Genomic DNA, 18,167 nt, shown 5'->3' with positions numbered 1-18,167 from the left:
GGATTCGTGAACACCGAGACCCCCCTTCCCAGCGACACCGCTGACGCGAGAGCGGCGAAGGCGGCGTCGAGGAAGCGGCGCAGCGCCGCCCGGGCCGAGGCCCGGGCGGAGGCTCGCACCCGCCGCAAGCGGGCCGGCGCGGCTGCCGGCGACACGGGCGCGGCGTCGTCGCCCGATGCCCACGACGACGGGCAGCGGCCCGCCGAGAGCGCATCCCTCTCCGGCGCCGCCGGGCTCCGGGACCGTGCCGTCGAGCTGTGGCAGCGCTGGATCCACCCCGTGCTGGACGTCGTCTCCCCGATCGGATGGGCCGTGATCGGTGTGACCGCGGCCTGCTGGTTCGTCGGCCTCACCCTGCACATCACCGAGCTGAACGTGATCGCCTTCGCACTGACCGTGCCGCTGCTGATCGCGGCGCTGTTCGTGCTGGGCCGCGCCTCGTACCGGATCACCCTCGACCTGCAGACGCACCGCGTCGTCGTGGGCACCCGCGCCGTCGGCCGGGTCGAGGTCGCCAACCCCACCCAGCGGACGATCCTGCCTTCGCGCATCGAGCTCGCCGTCGGCTCGGCCACGGCACAGTTCCTGGTGCCGCGACTGGCCGCCGGCGCCGAGCACGAGGAGCTGTTCGCAGTGCCCACCCGGCGCCGAGCGGTGCTGGTCGTCGGCCCCGTCCGCTCCGTGCGGGACGATCCGCTCTCCCTCATGCGGCGTCAGGTCACCTGGGCGAGGGCACAGGAGCTGTTCGTGCACCCGCGGACCGTCCGGCTCGACGAGGCGGCCAGCGGCTTCCTGCGCGACCTCGAGGGCACCCCCTCCTCCGACCTCTCCAGCTCCGACATCGCCTTCCACGCACTGCGGGACTACGCTCCCGGCGACGACCGGCGCCACGTGCACTGGCGCACCACCGCCCGCACCGGGAAGCTCATGGTGCGCCAGTTCGAGGAGACGCGGCGCTCGCACGTGGTGGTCGCGATGGACAACCTCGCCGAGCACTACGGGAGCGAGGACGAGTTCGAGCTCGCCGTCTCCGTCGCCGCCTCGATCTCGGCCCAGACCTTCCGGGAGGAGAAGGAGCTGACCTCGTTCTCCTTCGACGAGCGCCAGCGCACCGGGACACTGCGCCAGATGATGGACGACTACACCGTGCTCGAGCAGCGCAAGGAGCGGGCCTCCTTCCACGAGCTCGGCCAGAAGGCCGCGGACCTCGCCCCCAACGCCTCTGCGGTGATGCTGGTGGTGGGCTCCCACACCACGGCGCGCGAGCTGAACTCCGCAGCCAACCAGCTTCCGATCGGCGTGTTGGCGGTGGCGATCCGCTGCGTGGACGACGCCGAGGTCAAGCGCTCGGCGATCGGCGGTCTGGACGTGGTCACCGTCGGCTCCCTCGACACCCTGGGCCGCGCGCTGCGGGCGGTGGGCCGATGACCACGACCACTCCTGCGACGACCGCCTCTGCGACGCGCCCTCCGAGCTACTTCTCGGGCATCCCCAACGGACGCCGCGCGCTCGACGTGTGCGCGGTCGCCGTCCTGTTCGTGATCGCACTGCTCGGCTTCCACCACGTCTACGGCGGGGTGCAGTACCTGCTGACGGGCGTCATGGCGCTGGTCTTCGGCACGCTGATCGCACTGATCGGCGGTCGGTGGCGGTGGGGTCCGCTGCGGATCGCCCCCCTGGTGCTGCTGGTGTACTTCCTGTTCGGTCCGATGTTCGCGGCCCCCACTCGCGCGATCTGGGGCATCATCCCCAGCCCCGGCGCCCTGTGGGAGCTGGTCAAGGCACCGGTGACGAGCTGGAAGTCCGTGCTCACCGTGGCCCCGCCGGTCGGTACCGCCCAGGGCGTGCTGGGCGTGGTGTGGATCAGCGTGCTGCTGCTGTCGCTGCTGGGGATGTCCGTCGTCATGCGCAGCCGCCTCTACGTGCTGGCCTGGTTGTTCCCCCTCGCCCTGGTCGCGGTCACGATCGTCTTCGGCACCGACCAGCACGTCGCACCGGGGCTGCGTGGGGTGCTCTACGCGGTCGTCTCCATGGCGTGGCTGACCTGGAGATTCGAAGGGGATCGCCTCGCCGGCGCGCGGTCGACGATCATCTCCGACTCGGTGCGACCGGGATCCTGGCAGAACCCGGTGCTGCGTCGCCGCGTGATCGGCGGAGCGCTCGTCATGGCCCTCGCCGGCGGGGGAGCCGTCGCCGCTCAGCCGCTGCTGGACCCGCCGGAGGGGACGATCCGGTACGCGACCCGGGACTACATCTCCCCGCCCTTCGACCCCAGGGAGTACGTCTCCCCGCTGTCCGAGTTCCGGGGGTATCTCAAGGACCAGCGGGCCGAGACCCTGTTCACCATCACCGGCGTCGGCGCGGGGGAGTACATCCGACTGGCCACGATGGACTACTACGACCTGCAGGTCTACAACGTCGCCGGGAACCGGGACAAGGACAGCGCCTCGGGGGCGTTCCTGCGCACGGCGCCCGGGGTCGACCTCCACGCCGGCGGCGGTCAGGAGCAGGTCTCCTCCGTGACGATCGGCGCCTACGACGGGGTCTGGATGCCCACGGTGGGCGAGCGCACCGACCGGATCGACATCGAGGACATGTCCGCCGAGCGCTCCGGGGTCACGGCCGAGAACCTCTACATGAACCGGCAGTCGCAGACTGTCGTGAACTCGCGCGGGGTGAGCGAGGGAGACACCTACGACCTCACCTACGAGCCGTACGTCGAACCGACGGGCGAGCAGCTGCGCACCGCGAAGTTCGCCGACATCGAGCTGCCCGAGAACGCGCCGATCGACGAGCTGACCCAGTTCGCGCAGGACTGGGTGGGGGATTCCGACTCGGACTTCGAGAAGTTCCGGAACCTCTCGCGCGCGGTGAAGACGGACGGGTTCTACTCCAACGGGCTCGCCGACGAGACGGCCTCGCTGTCCGGGCACGGGGCGAGCCGCCTGCTGGCGATGCTCGAGGACATCGGCTTCGACAAGGAGGCCAAGGACGCCCAGCCGCTGGGCCGCATCGGTGACGAGGAGCAGTACGCGGCTCTGATCGCGGCGCTGGCGCGGTCGATCGACATCCCGGCGCGAGTGGTCATGGGCTTCCAGGTCCCGCCCGGTCAGGAGGGGACGGTCGACATCACCGGCGAGGCGGTGACGGCCTGGGTCGAGGTCGCCTTCGAGGACGTCGGCTGGGTGCGCTTCGATCCCGCTCCCGACGAGGACGATCAGCCGACCGAGCCGGAGAAGACGGAGGTCGACAAGCCGCTGCCCCAGGTCGCCCAGCCGCCGCCTCCGCCGGCCGAGCCGCCGACCCCTCCACCGGGGGCGATGGGCGAGGACGCGGACAAGGACTCCGAGGAGGAGGACCCGGCCGCTTCCTGGCTCGTGCTCCTGGGGTACGCGCTGATCCCGGTCGGCCTGATCGCCCTGGCGATCCTCGCCGTCGTGATCGCGAAGGCCGTGCGGCGCCGGCGTCGGCGCACGCGCGGAGCGCTGCCCGCCCGCATCGACGGCGGCTGGCAGGAGATCCTCGACCTGATGACCGACCTCGGCCATCGGCCCGATCCGCTGATGACCCGTGCGGAGACAGCGGCCCGCCTCGAGGCCGACATCCCGGCGGCAGGGGCCCTGACCCTTGCCGGGCGTGCGGACCGTGCCGTGTTCGGCCCCGACGACCTGCCGGAGGCGGCGTCGGACGAGTACTGGGCCCACGTCATGTCCGCGCGGCGTACCATGTCCGGCGCGGTGCCGTGGCATCGGCGGCTGCGCGCGGCGATCTCCCTGCGCTCCTTCCGGCGACGGTCCGCAGAGCGCCGCGGAGAGCGTCGTCGCGAGCGGATCAACGCCCGCGCCCGCCGCAGGGCGCAGCGACGGACACAGATGCGGCGACGGCGACCGTGGTCCTTGCGAGGCATGGTGAACAAGCCCAGGACGTCCATGTTCCCGAGGAAGGGTCGGACCCGATGAACCAGACGCGATACTGCAGCACCTGCGGGACGCTGCTGTCCGAAGGGGCGGCGGTCTGCGGGGAATGCGGCGCGCGCTACCAGGCCTCGCCGTACGAGCGCCGTGCGACCGATGCACCGGGGGCATGGTCCCAGGCGCCGAAGCCGCGCTCGCGGGATCTCGGGGGCGGGGAGCAGGCGCCGGCGGAGGACGAGGGCATCGAGCTGATCACGCGCGAGTCGCTGGAGCCGGAGCGGCCGGGGGCCACGACGCTGCGCTCCCAGGACCAGTACGATCAGATGATGGTCACCCAGCCTCCGATGAACCAGTACGGTCAGGGCTCCGCATCGGGCATGCCGAGCGCGCCCGGCTCCCCGGCGCCGGCGTCCGGTCCCGCGCCGTCGGGCAGCGGACCGACCAGCAGCCCGCCGACGGGCGCGGGCCCGGCGGGTGCTCCGCTGGATCCACCGCTGGACGGATGCGTGCCGGCACCGCTGCTGAAGCGCTTCCTCGCGGCGCTGGTCGACTCCGTGCTCGCGACACTGGTGCTCGTGCCGCTGATGATCGGCGGTTCCCTGGTGCTGTTCAGCGAGTCGATCGGCGTGGTGACGCAGATCCTGGTCGGCGTGGGCACGGCGCTGCCCGTCGCCTACTCGATCCTGATGATCTGGCTGACCGGGGCGAAGGGCTTCACCCTGGGCAAGCTGATCCTCGGGCTGCGCGTCACCCGCGCGAGCCAGGGCGGTCCGATCGGATTCCTGCGCGCGCTGGGGCGGTGGTTCCTGTACGGGATCATCCCGCTGATCATGGCGCTGTCCATCTTCCTGGACCCGCGGAAGCACCTGCGAGGATTCCACGACAGGGCGATCGACTCCGTGGTCGCGGACGCCAAGGCCGGGCGCAACCCGATGCTCCCGCGGCCCGACGACTTCGAGCGCGAGAGCGCCGAGCATTATCTCGGCGCGCCCTCGGTCGCGGTCTCCACGCATGAGAACCTGCTCTCCGAGCCCGGTGCGGCGTGGGCGGGCGAGGCGGGCTCCGCGCCCGCGCAGCCTGCCTCCTCCGGGGCCTGGGGCCAGGAGCAGCAGGTCGCTCCGAGCCCCTACGCCCCCTCGGCCCCGAGCGGCTCGGCGGCCCCGGCGGCGGAGGATGCGGGCGGTGCATGGTCCCCGCCCCCGGCCGCTTCGCCCCCCGTCGCGCAGCCTCCCGTCTCGCAGCCGCCCGCCGGAGGCTGGGCGCCCCCGCCCGTCGAGCCGATGCCCGACCGTCAGCAGGGCTGGGACGATCAGGGCCGGCAGGCCCCGCAGCAGCCGGGGGACCAGTCCGCGCCGCAGCAGCCGGGGTGGGGTCAGCAGAGCGCCGAACCCGCGCCGCAGCAGTCGTGGGATCAGCCGGCACCGCCGCAGCCCGGATGGGGGCCGTCCGCACCGCAGCCGTCGGGCTGGGACGACCAGGGGGCGTCGGAGCCTCAGCAGCAGTCCTGGGGCGACCCCGCCCCGCAGCAGTCGTGGGACCGGTCGCAGGGACAGCAGGGGTCCGTCCCGAGTGCCGAGACCCAGGGCTGGGCGCCGCCCCACGCACAGGACGAGCAGCCTTCGCAGGAGGTGCCCGGCGATCTCACGGCGGACGCCTGGGGTACGGAGGACGATGCCGTGGACGAGCAGACCCGTCTCACCGTCGCGGACGACTCCCTGGGCGACCTCGAGCAGACCCGCATCTCCGCCGTGCAGCTGCCCGCCGTCAAGAAGCTCCGGCTGATCACCGACGACGGCGCCGAGCGTCTGGTCGAGAAGCCGGTCGTCGTCGGGCGCAATCCCTCGGCGACCGGGGACGAGGTGCTGTTCGTGATGAAGGACGACACCCGGTCGGTCTCCAAGACGCATCTGCGCATCGACGGCACCGGGGAGGATGTGACGGTCACCGATCTGGGGTCCACCAACGGGTCCGCGATCGAGCGCGAGGACGGCACCCGGGAGAGCCTGGTGCCGAACACGCCGATGGTCCTGCCCACCGGAGCGAAGGTGACGCTGGGGGATCGGACCGTGTCCGTGGAGAGGGAGCAGTGATCGACCGTTCCCTCTCGGACCCGGACCTGCAGGGCACGATCCGGGTCGTCTCCGCGGCCGCGACCCATGTCGGTCACGTGCGCGCGACCAACGAGGACAGCCTCCTCAACGCCTCGCCGATCTATCTGGTCGCCGACGGGATGGGCGGGCACAACGCCGGCGAGGTCGCCAGCGCCATCGCCGTCGAGGAGTTCGAGAAGCTCACGATCCAGGAGAACGTGACCGTGGAGCAGCTGGGCGAGGCCCTCAGCTCGGCTGCCACCAGGATCGCCGAGCTCGGCGACGAGAGCACCCTCGGGGCGGGGACCACGGTGGCGGTGGTCGCGACGATGGTGCTCGACGACGTCGGCTACTGGGTGGTGCTCAACCTCGGCGACTCCCGGGTCTACCGCCTCTCCGGCGAGATCTTCGAGCAGGTCAGCGTCGATCATTCGGTGGTGCAGGAGCTGATGGACCGCGGGGAGCTCACGCCGGAGCAGGCGCGGGTCCACCCCTATCGACACATGGTCACCAGGGCGCTGGGAGCCGGTCCCGAATCCGATCCGGACTACTGGCTGATCCCGGCCGAGGCAGGGGACCGGATGCTCGTGTGCTCGGACGGGCTGACCGGCGAGGTCGACGATGCCGAGATCGAGCGCCTGCTGCGCAGCCCGGCGGACGTGCGCACTCTGAGCGAGGACCTGGTGCAGCGCGCCCTGGACGGCGGCGGCCACGACAACGTCAGCGTGGTGCTCGTCGAGGTGGTCGAGGTGGTCGGCCAGGACCTGGTCAGCGAGAACACGGCGGACAGCGCGGGATCCCCCGCCGAGGACGAGGGCTTCGAGCCGGACGAGGACACGCTCCCGCGCGCTCCCCGTGGGGACGGCGACGGCCGATGAGCGAGGCGGAGGGCACCGGTCCCGAGAGCCTGCTCGGGACGGGGACGTGGATCAAGCAGGGTCCGGCCACCCTGGTGCTGCGGGAGAACGCCTGGGTGGTGCTCGTGCCCGGTCTGCGCAAGCAGGTGACCGAGGCGGCCTGGGAGGTGCTGGGGCAGGAGCCGGCCCCCGAGGAGTTCCTCGACAGGCTCGTCGAGGCGGGCGAGCTCGGGAGCGCCGACAAGATCAGCGCGCTCCTCTTCGGCTTCCACGACGGCACCAGCGGGGTGTTCGGCGTGAAGGGGACCACTCCGATCGCCGTCTACACGGCCGACGGATCCCAGCAGGTCGCCGGCACCGAGGACGAACCCTTCGTGCTCAGGTCGCTCGAGGGCGTGCGGCGCACCGCCTTCGGCGATCTCCCGCCCGAGGACTCGGTGGGAGGGGCGAGACTGTCGGCCGGCATCGTCCCGGTGCGCGGGTTCGTGCACGTCACGGTCGATCCGGCGGAGCTGGGAGAGGCGGAGCGGGCCGCTCTCGCCGAGCAGGTGGAGAAGGACGGCCGCTCGATCGAGGATCCCGAGGCCGCGAAGCGCCGCGCCTCGCGTCCCGCGCCCGGTCCCGCGAAGACCTCGGCCCCGCCCCCGAAGCTCACGCCGGCCAGCGCGACGCGCAAGCCGGGGGAGATGCCGCCCTCCGTATCCCGCGGCGGTGCCGGCGGCGGCCGCTCCTCGAGCGCAGCGCCGCCGCCGGAGACCTCCGGTCCGAACATGTTCGACGGTCTCTTCGGAGGCGGATCGGAGAAGCCGGCCGCACCGGGGACGTCGGCGGCACCGCCATCGGGAGGCGCCGACGGCGCGGAGCGGCCCGCGGCGGGGGCCGCGGTGGACGCCGCTCCCACGGCGGCGCAAGCCCCCGACGCCACCGCCGCGACGACGGCCCCGTCGCAGCACGAGAGCCCGCAGCCCGACCCCGCGCACTCCGTCGCTGCACCTCCCTCTCCCGCTCGGCCCGAGCAGACGCAGACCAGCTCCCCGCCGACCAGCGCCTCACGGGCCGGCACGTCGCAGGCCTCACCGAGCGCTCCGGCGACGGCGAGCCCCGAGGCGGTGGCCCCTGCCGGCGCCGCCGCAGCGAGCACATCAGCACCGTCGGCGCCCCGGCGACGACTGGTGAGCACGTCGCTCTTCGACCGGAAGCGGCGCGAGGCGAGCAGCAGCTCGGGGAAGCAGCCACCGACGCCCGCCCCGGCCCCCTCGACCTCCGTGCCGACCCCCGAACCCTCGGAGGACGAGGAGATCGACACGGGATCTCCGGTGACCCAGGTCGCGCCGGTCGAGGACGAGCTCGAGTCGCCGGTGACCCAGGTCGCGCCGGTCGAGGACGAGCCCGAGTCGCCGGTCACCCAGGTCGCGCCGGTCGACGACGCCGAGGCGAGCGAGGACGGCCGGGACGACGTGCGGGCATCCTCCCGAGAGCCGTCGACCCCCCGCGATCCGGCCCCGCCCCACGATCCGGCCCCGCCCCGTGACCCCGCCGTCCCGCCGCGCACCCTCGCTCCGACACGGGCTCAGGGTCCGGCTCCGAGCGACGTCGAGAACACCGGAGCCTACGACGACCTCTTCGGCAAGACCGTGTTCCGCCGGATCGAGGACGCTGCGGTGCGTCGTGCCGCGGACGACGAGGAGGACGAGGGCACCGAGGAGCCGGTCGGCGCGGCGCCCGCCGATCCCGGCAGCGAGGATTCCGCAGGGCCCGAGGAGCCGGGGCCGTCGCCCGCATCTGCCCCCGACCCCGATCCCGCCCGAGCCGCCGAATCAGCCCCGACCGACGAGCCCGGTGCCGGTGGGGGCGAGTTCATCGACTGGGTCCCGGGAGTGGGGCGCACCGCCCCCGAGATCGCCCGGGCCGCAGCACAGCGCGCCGCCGCTCCGGCGGCACCGGAGCCCGCCTATCCCCAGGTCCACATGGCCGAGCGGCCTCCCGCGCCCAGCACAGGTTCCCGTCCGGCGTCCACCCGCTCGCCCGCGGGCGACGAGCCGTACGGTGCCCACGGTCGGTACTGGCAGCAGGGGTCGACCGACCTCCCGCACCACGCCGGACAGGCCCCGCCGTACGGCGCCCCCATGACCACCGGTGCCGCCGGCCAGCAGCTGGGCTTCCCCGCGCCCGCAGGGCAGCCACCGCAGCACCCGGGCCCGGCAGTGAACCCTGAGGCGGCCGGTGACCGCGTCGGGCATCAGGGGTGGCGGCAGGGCCCGGCTCCGGCCCGCGGCCCCGTGCCCGAGCGCAGCCCGGCCCCACCACGTCCGGCGACGGCGGGTCGGGACGGCCGCCCCGACCCGGGGCGACATGCCAGTGCTCCCCACCCCGTCGCGCCGTCCGGCCCGCCGCCCGTCCAGGCCGGTGGGACGGCGTCCACGGCCTTCTCCGCGCCCTCGGCCACCGGATCGGGGCACCCCGTCGGCGGCGGAGCCGTGGCCCTGCCCGGCCTGGTCTGCGCGCACGGCCACGCCAACTCGCCCGAGCGCGCCGTGTGCCGGGTCTGCTCCGCGCCGCTCCAGGGGGAGACGCGGACGGTCGTGCGCCCGCCGCTCGGGGTCGTCGAGGTCTCGCACGGTGAGCGCATCGTGCTCGACCGCTCCGCCGTCATCGGTCGCCGCCCCCGCGCCTCCCGCGTCAGCGTCAGCGACGTCCCGCAGCTGATCACCGTCCCCAGCCCGCAGCAGGACGTCTCGCGCTCGCACCTCGAGCTGAGGCTCGAGGGCTGGCACGTGGTGGCGCTGGACCTCGGCACGACCAACGGCACCACGCTGCATCGCGAAGGATTCGAACCGGTCCGGCTGCGATCGACCGAGGGGATGCTCCTCCACGACGGGGATCGCCTCGACCTCGGCGACGGTGTGCTCCTGACGTTCAGGGAGCGTGCATGACGTCGAGACCGCCCTCACCGCCTCCCCGGCTGCCCGGCTACGAGTACGAGCAGATCCTCGGCTCCGGCGGCTTCGCCGACGTCTTCCTGTACCGCCAGTTCCGTCCCCAGCGGCGTGTGGCCATCAAGGTGCTGCTGTCCAACGTGCTCGACGAGACCGTGAGACGGCAGTTCGACGGCGAGGCCAACGTCATGGCCCAGATGTCGACCCACCCGTCGATCGTGACGATCCACCAGGCCGAGGTCTCCGACGACCACCGCCCCTACATCGTCATGGAGTACTGCCCCCGCCCGAACTACGGTGTCCGCTTCCGCAAGGAGCGGATCACCGTGGCCGAGGCCCTGCGAGTGGGCGTGCAGATCGCGGGAGCCGTCGAGACCGCCCACCGCGCCGGCATCCTCCATCGCGACATCAAGCCCGCGAACATCCTCGTCACGGACTACAACCGCCCCGCGCTGACGGACTTCGGCATCTCCATCGCCGCCGGGCAGGGGGACGACGTCGACGACTCGCAGGGGATGTCGATCCCGTGGTCCCCGCCGGAGTTCTTCGCGGACACCCCCCGCGCCGACGTGCGCAGCGACGTGTTCTCGCTGGCCGCGACGGTCCACTCGCTGCTGGCGGGGCAGACGCCGTTCGAGCGACCCGGACAGCGCAACTCCGCCTCCGACCTCATCCACCGGATCGGGACCGACCCGCTGCAGCCCCTGCGCCGCCCCGACGTCCCCGCCGAGCTCAACCGGGTGCTCTCGATCGCGATGGCGAAGGACCCTGCAGGTCGCTACGACACCGCGCTCGCCTTCGGCCGCGGGCTGCAGCAGGTCGAGCTCGCGCTCTCCCTGCCCGTGACGCAGATGGACGTGCTCGACGACCGGGCAGCGCCCGCCGCGCACGGCACCGACGACGACGACCTGGACATGCACACCCGCATCCGCAAGGTCTCGACCGTCGACCCGGACTCCGTCTCGTCCGCGCCCGGCGCGCGGCGGAGGCTCGACCCCTACGCCGGGGTCGCGCCGCCGCTCGGAGCGCCCGCCGCCCCCAGCTCGGGCCCGGCGCACTCGGCCGCACCGCAGGACGGGGAGACGGAGGAGTCGACGATGCTGCGTCCGGCGGGCGCGGTGCCCTCCGCGGCCTCGGCGAGGTCCCCGCTCCCGCCGCCCACCGAGGAGGACCGCGCGGCCGACCGGCCCAGGACCCCGGCCTGGCCCTTCGTGACCCTGGCGGCGGTGCTCGTGATCCTGCTGGGCGTCGGCGCGACCCTCGGGGTGCGCCACTTCCTGATACCGGAGCCCACACCGAACGCGACCTCGAACCCCAACCAGGTGACGCGTCCTCCTGATCCGCCGGGAGTGCCCACCGACGTGCAGCTCGACGTCATCGACGCCGGTTCGGGGACGGACTCGCCCGGCCGGGTGACGATCAGCTGGGAACCTCCCGAGGGCTACTCGCAGGACGAGTTCTTCATCGTCGGCTGGAAGGACCTGCCGGAGAACTACCAGGATCGCTACGGCGTGCAGCACGAGGTCCACGGCCGCAACGCCGTGACCCTGAACATCCCGCCGCAGCAGCCCGGCGCCTGCATCGAGGTGTCGACCGTGAATCCCAACGGGCCGGCCAGCGATCCGGTCACGGAATGTCTCGGGAACGACTGAGAGGTACGGTGCATCCATGACGGACGGTCGGGACGACAGAGGGGACGGTTGACGATGGCGTCGACGATTTCGGTGGAGTTCTGCGGGGAGTGGTACCGCGTCGAGGACGGGGAGGAGCTCACCATCGGTCGGGAGGCCGACCTCACCGTGGACGAGGACAACGCGTTCCTGCACCGGCGGTTCCTCACCATCGTCCAGGTCGAGTCGATGTGGTGGCTGGTGAACATCGGGGCGCGGCTGTCCGCCACCATCACCGACGGCACCGGCTCGATGCAGGCGTGGCTCGCGCCCGGAGCCCGCATCCCGCTCGTGTTCGACGTGACCAAGGTGGTCTTCACCGCCGGTCCCACCACCTACGACCTCTCGGTGCACGCGGAGTCCCCGGAGTTCGCCCGCATCGCAGGACCGGACGACCCGGTGGGGGAGACGACGATGGGATCCGTGCAGCTCACCCCGAGCCAGAAGCTCCTCATCCTCGCCCTGGCCGAGCCGATGCTCACCCGGGAGGGCTCCGGTATGAGCTCCGTGCCGACCTCCGCCCAGGCCTCGAAGCGACTGGGATGGCAGCTGACGAAGTTCAACCGCAAGCTGGACAACGTCTGCGACAAGCTCGACCGGCTGGGCGTGCGCGGACTGCGCGGGGGGCCCGGGAAGCTCGCCAGCAACCGCCGGGCACGCCTGGTCGAGCACGCCGTGTTCTCTCGACTGGTGACCTCCGAGGACCTGCCGCTGCTGGACCACGCCGAGGACACGGACGACGACTGACCGCCGGGCCGTCCCCCGAGGACGGCCGGTGCCGCGACGGACACTGATGGAACGGGCCGCCCGCCGGGGCGTCCCGACAGGCGGGCCCGGGGCCCGCCAGGGGGAGGATCACCGATGCGCATCAAGCTCACGCTGCGCAGGCCCGAGGACCGGCTGACCGACCTCGAGGTCACCGCCGACGCCACCGCGACCGTCGCCGACGTCGCCAACGCCCTCTACCTCGCCGACCCGCTGCGCAACGACGTCGAGGCCCCCGAAGGGCTCACGCTCCAGGTCCAGGACCCCGGGGCGGGCCCCGGCGCGAAGGGCGTGCGCTCCCTGGACCGCGAGATCGATCTGATCCAGGCAGGTCTGCGCTCGGGCAGCGTGGTGTCCATCGCACGGTCCTCGACGGAGTACGCGACCCGCTCGGAGTCCCGGGGCGCGGCGGTGGCCCTGATGCGGGTGCTCTCGGGGCCGGAGGCGGGACGGGAGTTCCCGCTCCCGTCCGGCTCGAGCGTCGTCGGACGCGAAGGCGATCTCGACATCCGCATCGCTGACCCGATGCTCTCCAAGCGGCACGCGCGCATCAACGTCGGCGACTCGATCGAGATCGTCGACCTGCACTCCTCCAACGGGGTCGTGATCGGCGGCGAGCAGGTGCAGCGCGCGGTCATCGGCCCCTCCGACACCGTGCTGATCGGCCAGACCACCTTCTCCATCATCGCCCTGCACAGACTGGGCGGGACCGCGCCGAGCTCGCCGGTGGTCGAGTACAACCGCTCCCCGCGCGTCGTGCCCCGCTTCCCCTACCGGCCGCTCAAGGCCCCGACGCCGCCGAGGGAGCCGCAGCCGCAGTTCTTCCCGATCTTCATGATGTTCGCCCCCATCCTCATGGGCGGCTTCATGTTCTCGATGACCCGCAGCCCGTTCTCGCTCATGTTCGTGTTCATGATGCCGATGATGGCCACCGCGGGATATCTGAACCGGAAGTTCCAGCAGAAGAAGGTGCTCGAGCGCCAGATCAAGAACTTCGAGGAAGGTCTGGCCTCCCTCAAGCGGCGGGTCACCGCCGCCCAGGACCTCGAACGGGCGGTGCGTCTGGTCGAGACGCCGTCGGCGGCCGACACCGTCGACGCCGCCTTCCGGCTCGGGCGCCTGCTGTGGACGCACCGCCCGGAGCACAACGCCTTCGGCACCGTCCGGCTGGGGCTGGGCATCGCCGAGTCCCGCGTGGGCATCGACATGCCCGGCGAGAACGACGCCATCCCCCTGTACTACGACATGCTCGACGACATGAACGAGGAGTACAGGATGATCGCCGGGGTGCCGGTGGTCGCGGAGCTGAGATACGCGGGGAACCTCGGGGTCGCCGGCGGCGGCGACGAGGCCGACGGCGTCGCTCGCGGCATCGTCACCCAGATCTTCGCGCTGCACTCCCCGGCCGAGGTCGCGATCGCGGCGATCACCTCCCGCTCCAGCCGCGACATGTGGCAGTGGCTCAAATGGCTCCCGCACACCTCGAGCCCTCACTCCCCGCTGCCCGGGGACCACCTCGCCGACACCCCCGGACGCGGCACGTCCCTGCTGTCCCGCATCGAGGAGCTGATCGAGCAGCGGGCCGGCGACGCACCCCCCGCGCTGCGCACCCCGATGACCGTCGACATCACCCAGGACCCGGAGGTGCCGCCCGAGCCGGCCGCGCCGAACCTCGTGGTCGTCATCGAGGACGACGCCCCGGTGGACCGGGCGCGCCTGGTGCGCATCGCCGAGCGCGGACCGGACGTGGGCGTCCACGTCATCTGGTGCGCCTCCAACGTCGCCGCGCTCCCGGCGGCCTGCCGCACCTACGTCTCCGTCGAGGAGTCCGTCGAGGGGGCGAGCGCCGGGCACGTGCGCGTGGGGGAGCGGTACTACCCCGTCACCGTCGAGACCGTCTCCGTCGACGTCGCCTCGGGAGTGGCGCGCCACCTCTCGCCGGTGGTCGACGCCGGCGTCCCGATCGACGACGACTCGGACCTCCCGCGGGCGATCTCCTACCTCAAGCTCGGCGGCATGCAGATGGCCGAGGACCCGAACTACATCATCGAGCGGTGGAAGGAGAACAACTCCCTCACCCCGCGCGACGGCTCCGAGCCCCAGCGGCGCAAGCACGACGCGAACCTGCGCGGTCTCATCGGGCACAACGGACAGGACGCCTTCCACCTCGACCTGCGCACCAACGGTCCGCACGCCCTGGTGGGCGGCACCACCGGCGCCGGCAAGTCGGAGTTCCTGCAGGCCTGGGTGATGGGGATGGCCACGGCGCACAGCCCGGACCGGGTCACCTTCCTGTTCGTGGACTACAAGGGCGGCGCGGCCTTCGCCGATGCCGTGGACCTGCCGCACACCGTCGGCCTGGTCACCGACCTGTCCCAGCACCTGGTCCGGCGTGCGCTGACCTCGCTGCGCGCCGAGCTCCACCACCGCGAGCACCTGCTGAACCGCAAGAAGGCCAAGGACCTGGTCTCCCTCGAGCGCACCGGGGACCCCGAGGCGCCGCCCAGCCTGATCATCATCGTCGACGAGTTCGCGGCGCTGGCCAAGGAGATCCCCGAGTTCGTGGACGGGGTCGTCGACGTCGCCGCGAGAGGCCGCTCCCTGGGCCTGCACCTGATCCTGGCCACCCAGCGGCCCGCCGGCGTCATCAAGGACAACCTGCGCGCGAACACGAACCTGCGCATCGCGCTGCGCATGGCCGACGAGGCAGACTCCAAGGACATCCTCGGTGACAAGATGGCCGCGCACTTCGATCCGGGGATCCCGGGCCGCGCCGCGGCGAAGACGGGCCCCGGCAGGATCGCCACCTTCCAGACCGGGTATGCCGGGGGCTGGACCACCCACGAGCCCGAGCGTGCCCGGATCGACATCGTGGAGAAGGACTTCGGCACGGGCGAGCAGTGGGACATCCCCTCCCCGCCCACCAAGGAGGTCGAGGACCCCGGCCCCAACGACATCGCCCGCGTGGTGGCCACGGTCATGGCCGCGGCGGAGAACGCCGGCGTGCCCGCGCCGCGCAAACCGTGGCTGTCCGAGCTGGCCGACGCCTACGACCTCTCGCGGCTGCCCAGCCGACGCACCGACGAGGAGCTCCTGCTCGGCGTCATGGACGTGCCCGAGGACCAGGCCCAGCCGACCCTCTCGTACTTCCCCGACCGTGACGGCAACATGGCCATCTACGGCACCGGCGGCTCCGGCAAGTCGACCACCCTGCGCACCTTCGCGATCTCCGCCGCCTCGACGGTGCGCGGCGGACCGGTCCACGTGTACGGCCTGGACTTCGGCGCCTCGGGACTGACGATGCTCGAGGAGATGCCGCACGTGGGCTCGATCATCCCCGGGGACGACGAGGAGCGCGTGATCCGTCTCCTGCGCACCCTGCGCGAGCTGATCGACGAGCGCGCGAAGGTCTTCGCGAAGATGCGCGCGGGCTCGGTCTCCGAGTACCGCGAGCTCGCCGGCGAGCCCGACACGCCCCGCATCCTGCTGCTGGTCGACGGCATGGCAGCCTTCCGCGAGGCCTACGACTACTCGAACCTCTCGAAGTGGTTCACCGCCTTCGTGCAGATCGCGACCGACGGCCGTCAGGTGGGCGTGCACGTCATCGTCACCGGCGACCGCCCCAACGCGATCCCCACCTCTCTGGGCTCCTCGATCCAGCGCCGGCTCATCCACCGCATGGCCAGCGCCGACGACTACGCGGGATTCAGCGAGCCCAAGGACGTGCTGGACGGCAACTCGCCTCCGGGCCGCGCCATCCAGGGCGGGCACGAGGTGCAGATCGCGGTGCACGGCGGCGATTCCAACGTCGCCATCCAGTCCCGCGAGGTCGCCAAGCTCGCCAAGGCCATGCGCCGCGCCGGGGTGCCCGAGGCGCCGGCGATCGAGCGCCTGCCCGAGCGGGTGGAGTTCTCGTCCCTGCGCCCGACGGTCCGCGGAATGCCGGTGCTGGGCCAGGCCGACGAGACCCTCGGCGAGCTCACCTACGAGCCGCGCGGGGCGTTCATGGTCACCGGACCGATGGGCTCCGGCCGCACGACCGCGATACTGACCATCGCCACCGGGCTCAAGGCCATGGACGAGCCCATGCGTCTGGTGCGCTTCTCCTCGCGCCGCACGCCGCTGACGGGACTGCCGATCTGGGACGTCGAGGCCTCGGACCCGGACACCGTCCGGGACCTCGCGGCCCAGCTGCGCCGGACCATCGAGGCCGGGGGCGTCGGCGAGGGCAAGCTCGCCCTGTTCATCGACGGGGTCGCGGACTTCACCGGGTCGGGCGTCGAGAACGATCTGGACAAGCTGATCCGGGCCAGCACCCGAGAGGGTCAGTTCGTGGTGGGCGAGAACGAGTCGGCCTCGTGGTCGCAGGCCTACGTGCTCGCCCAGCCCTTCAAGGCCGGGCGCCGCGGGCTGCTGCTGCAGCCCAGCGACATGGATGGGGACTCGCTGCTCGGCACCGGATTGGGGAGGATCCGTCGGGCGGACTTCCCGCCCGGGCGCGGCTTCCTCGTCCACAGCGGACGGGCACTGAAACTGCAGGTCGCACAGATCACCACCGGATGATCCTCGGAGGTCGGCGGTCACGGCGCGGGGCGGTCCGCGCCGAACCCCGGTGGCCGGAGGCGGCCCTCGGCGCCGCCGTCCCCATGGGGACTCCTCCCCATGGTCGGTGCTCGCGGTTCGCCCTACAGTGATTCCTGTCGACCACGACATCAGGCCGGTGCACCGGATCGGAGCGCGGGCGAGAGCCATCAGGAAGGGGAACCCGAACCGTGAACGCCACGAAGGGTATGAACGTCGAAGAGGTCCGGCGGATGTCGGCCCAGCTGCGTGATGCGGCGGAGGAGATCACGCGGATCGAGCAGGAGCTGACCTCCGGCCTCGAGGGCGTGGACTGGACCGGCCCGGACGCGGACCGCTTCCGCGGCCAGTGGTCGGGGGAGATGATCCCCGCGCTGCAGCAGATCATGAACGCCGTCAGCGAGCTCGGCGACACCGCGGACCGCAACGCCGCCGAGCAGGAGGCGACCTCGTCGAACTGACGGGGCACCTCCGGGCTCGCGCGACCGGTGCACGGGGTCCGGACGCAGCGCGGTTCGGGCCTCGTGCGTCCCTGATATGTTTGTCGCCGTCAGAGGTGGGACGAACGGAGCTGTCAAATGTCCAGGACGATCGAATACCCGAGCGCTGAGTTCCCCGGTCCTCCGCGGATCGCCGTCGAGGTGCCGGACGGCTGGGAGACGCTGACGGTCCCCGGGGTGCAGCTCGCCGTGGCGCAGCCGCGGGTGGAGGGGCAGTTCCGCGCCAACGTCGTCGTGACCGTGCAGCGCTTCGGCCCGGACTTCACGCTCGAGGCGGCCAAGTCCGGTCTCGAGCAGCGCAAGGCCGCCCTGCCCGAGCTCGAGGAGCTCGGCACGGGTGAGATCGAGGTGGAGGGGACCACCTGGATCGCGAGCGAGTACGGCTACACGCAGCCGGGCCGGCCCACCGTGGTGCAGGCCGCGCGCTACGCCGTCATCGACCGCGCGGGGGTCGCCAAGGACGTGCTGGAGATCGTGGGGAGCTGCGGCGCCGAGAGCGCCGACGAGGAGATCGAGACCGTCCGCACCATCCAGGACTCGGTGAGCGTGGACCTCAGCTGACCGACGAGGTCGCGACGGCCCCGGATCCGCTCAGGCGGAACCGGGGCCGTTCTGCATCCCGGGAGGAGGACGGCGCGCGCCGGCGCGGCCCGTGACGGCGCGGCCCGCGACGGAGCGCCCGAGGCGAGCGGCGCCGAGGGCTTCCGCACGAGGAGCTCTGCACGGGGACCTCTGCACGGGGAGTTGTCCCCATCGCCATGTGGTGGTGGTCCCTCTAGGGTGGTGTCATCACCTGGGGGACAGGGTCGAGGAAGCGGTCAGCGGCCGTGGAGGTCGGGTCCGGTGGGTGGGGC

Annotated in this window: 10 protein-coding genes; all 10 read left to right on the top strand. The window is 72.4% G+C overall.

The window, feature by feature from the left end; genetic code table 11:
• Nucleotides 1-6: 6 nt before the first annotated feature.
• On the top strand, nt 7-1,428 hold the full coding sequence (locus tag ACT3SP_RS17395; protein ID WP_444588551.1) for a DUF58 domain-containing protein: 1,422 nt from the start codon (nt 7-9) through the stop codon (nt 1,426-1,428).
• Nucleotides 1,425-3,959 carry a transglutaminase domain-containing protein gene (locus tag ACT3SP_RS17390; protein WP_444588550.1) on the top strand — a complete coding sequence of 845 codons (2,535 nt, stop codon included), beginning with the start codon at nt 1,425-1,427 and terminating at the stop codon, nt 3,957-3,959. Before ACT3SP_RS17395 ends, ACT3SP_RS17390 begins: the two co-directional genes overlap by 4 nt.
• Nucleotides 3,956-6,004, top strand: coding sequence for an RDD family protein (locus ACT3SP_RS17385; protein ID WP_444588549.1), 2,049 nt, complete (start codon nt 3,956-3,958; stop codon nt 6,002-6,004). Before ACT3SP_RS17390 ends, ACT3SP_RS17385 begins: the two co-directional genes overlap by 4 nt.
• Entirely contained in the window at nt 6,001-6,882 is an 882-nt protein-coding gene (locus ACT3SP_RS17380; RefSeq protein WP_444588548.1) for a PP2C family protein-serine/threonine phosphatase, read from the top strand. Before ACT3SP_RS17385 ends, ACT3SP_RS17380 begins: the two co-directional genes overlap by 4 nt.
• On the top strand, nt 6,879-9,794 hold the full coding sequence (locus ACT3SP_RS17375) for an FHA domain-containing protein (protein ID WP_444588547.1): 2,916 nt from the start codon (nt 6,879-6,881) through the stop codon (nt 9,792-9,794). Before ACT3SP_RS17380 ends, ACT3SP_RS17375 begins: the two co-directional genes overlap by 4 nt.
• Complete coding sequence (locus ACT3SP_RS17370; RefSeq protein WP_444588546.1) at nt 9,791-11,449, top strand: protein kinase domain-containing protein; 1,659 nt, start codon at nt 9,791-9,793, stop codon at nt 11,447-11,449. The genes ACT3SP_RS17375 and ACT3SP_RS17370 overlap by 4 nt, the downstream gene beginning before the upstream one ends.
• 54 nt (nt 11,450-11,503) lie before the next feature.
• Entirely contained in the window at nt 11,504-12,214 is a 711-nt protein-coding gene (locus tag ACT3SP_RS17365) for a hypothetical protein (RefSeq protein ID WP_444588545.1), read from the top strand.
• Nucleotides 12,215-12,328: 114 nt separating this feature from the next.
• Nucleotides 12,329-16,795 carry an FtsK/SpoIIIE domain-containing protein gene (locus ACT3SP_RS17360; RefSeq protein WP_444588544.1) on the top strand — a complete coding sequence of 1,489 codons (4,467 nt, stop codon included), beginning with the start codon at nt 12,329-12,331 and terminating at the stop codon, nt 16,793-16,795.
• Nucleotides 16,796-17,004: 209 nt separating this feature from the next.
• Entirely contained in the window at nt 17,005-17,274 is a 270-nt protein-coding gene (locus ACT3SP_RS17355) for a WXG100 family type VII secretion target (protein ID WP_444588543.1), read from the top strand.
• Between the two features lie 117 nt (nt 17,275-17,391).
• The gene (locus ACT3SP_RS17350) at nt 17,392-17,874 is read left to right on the top strand and encodes a hypothetical protein (protein WP_444588542.1); all 483 of its coding nucleotides are present in this window, start codon (nt 17,392-17,394) and stop codon (nt 17,872-17,874) included.
• Nucleotides 17,875-18,167: the final 293 nt, after the last annotated feature.

The sequence above is a fragment of the Brachybacterium sp. AOP43-C2-M15 genome (assembly GCF_052446295.1).
Classification (GTDB): domain Bacteria; phylum Actinomycetota; class Actinomycetes; order Actinomycetales; family Dermabacteraceae; genus Brachybacterium.
This window is presented reverse-complemented; position numbering and strand designations above follow the sequence as displayed.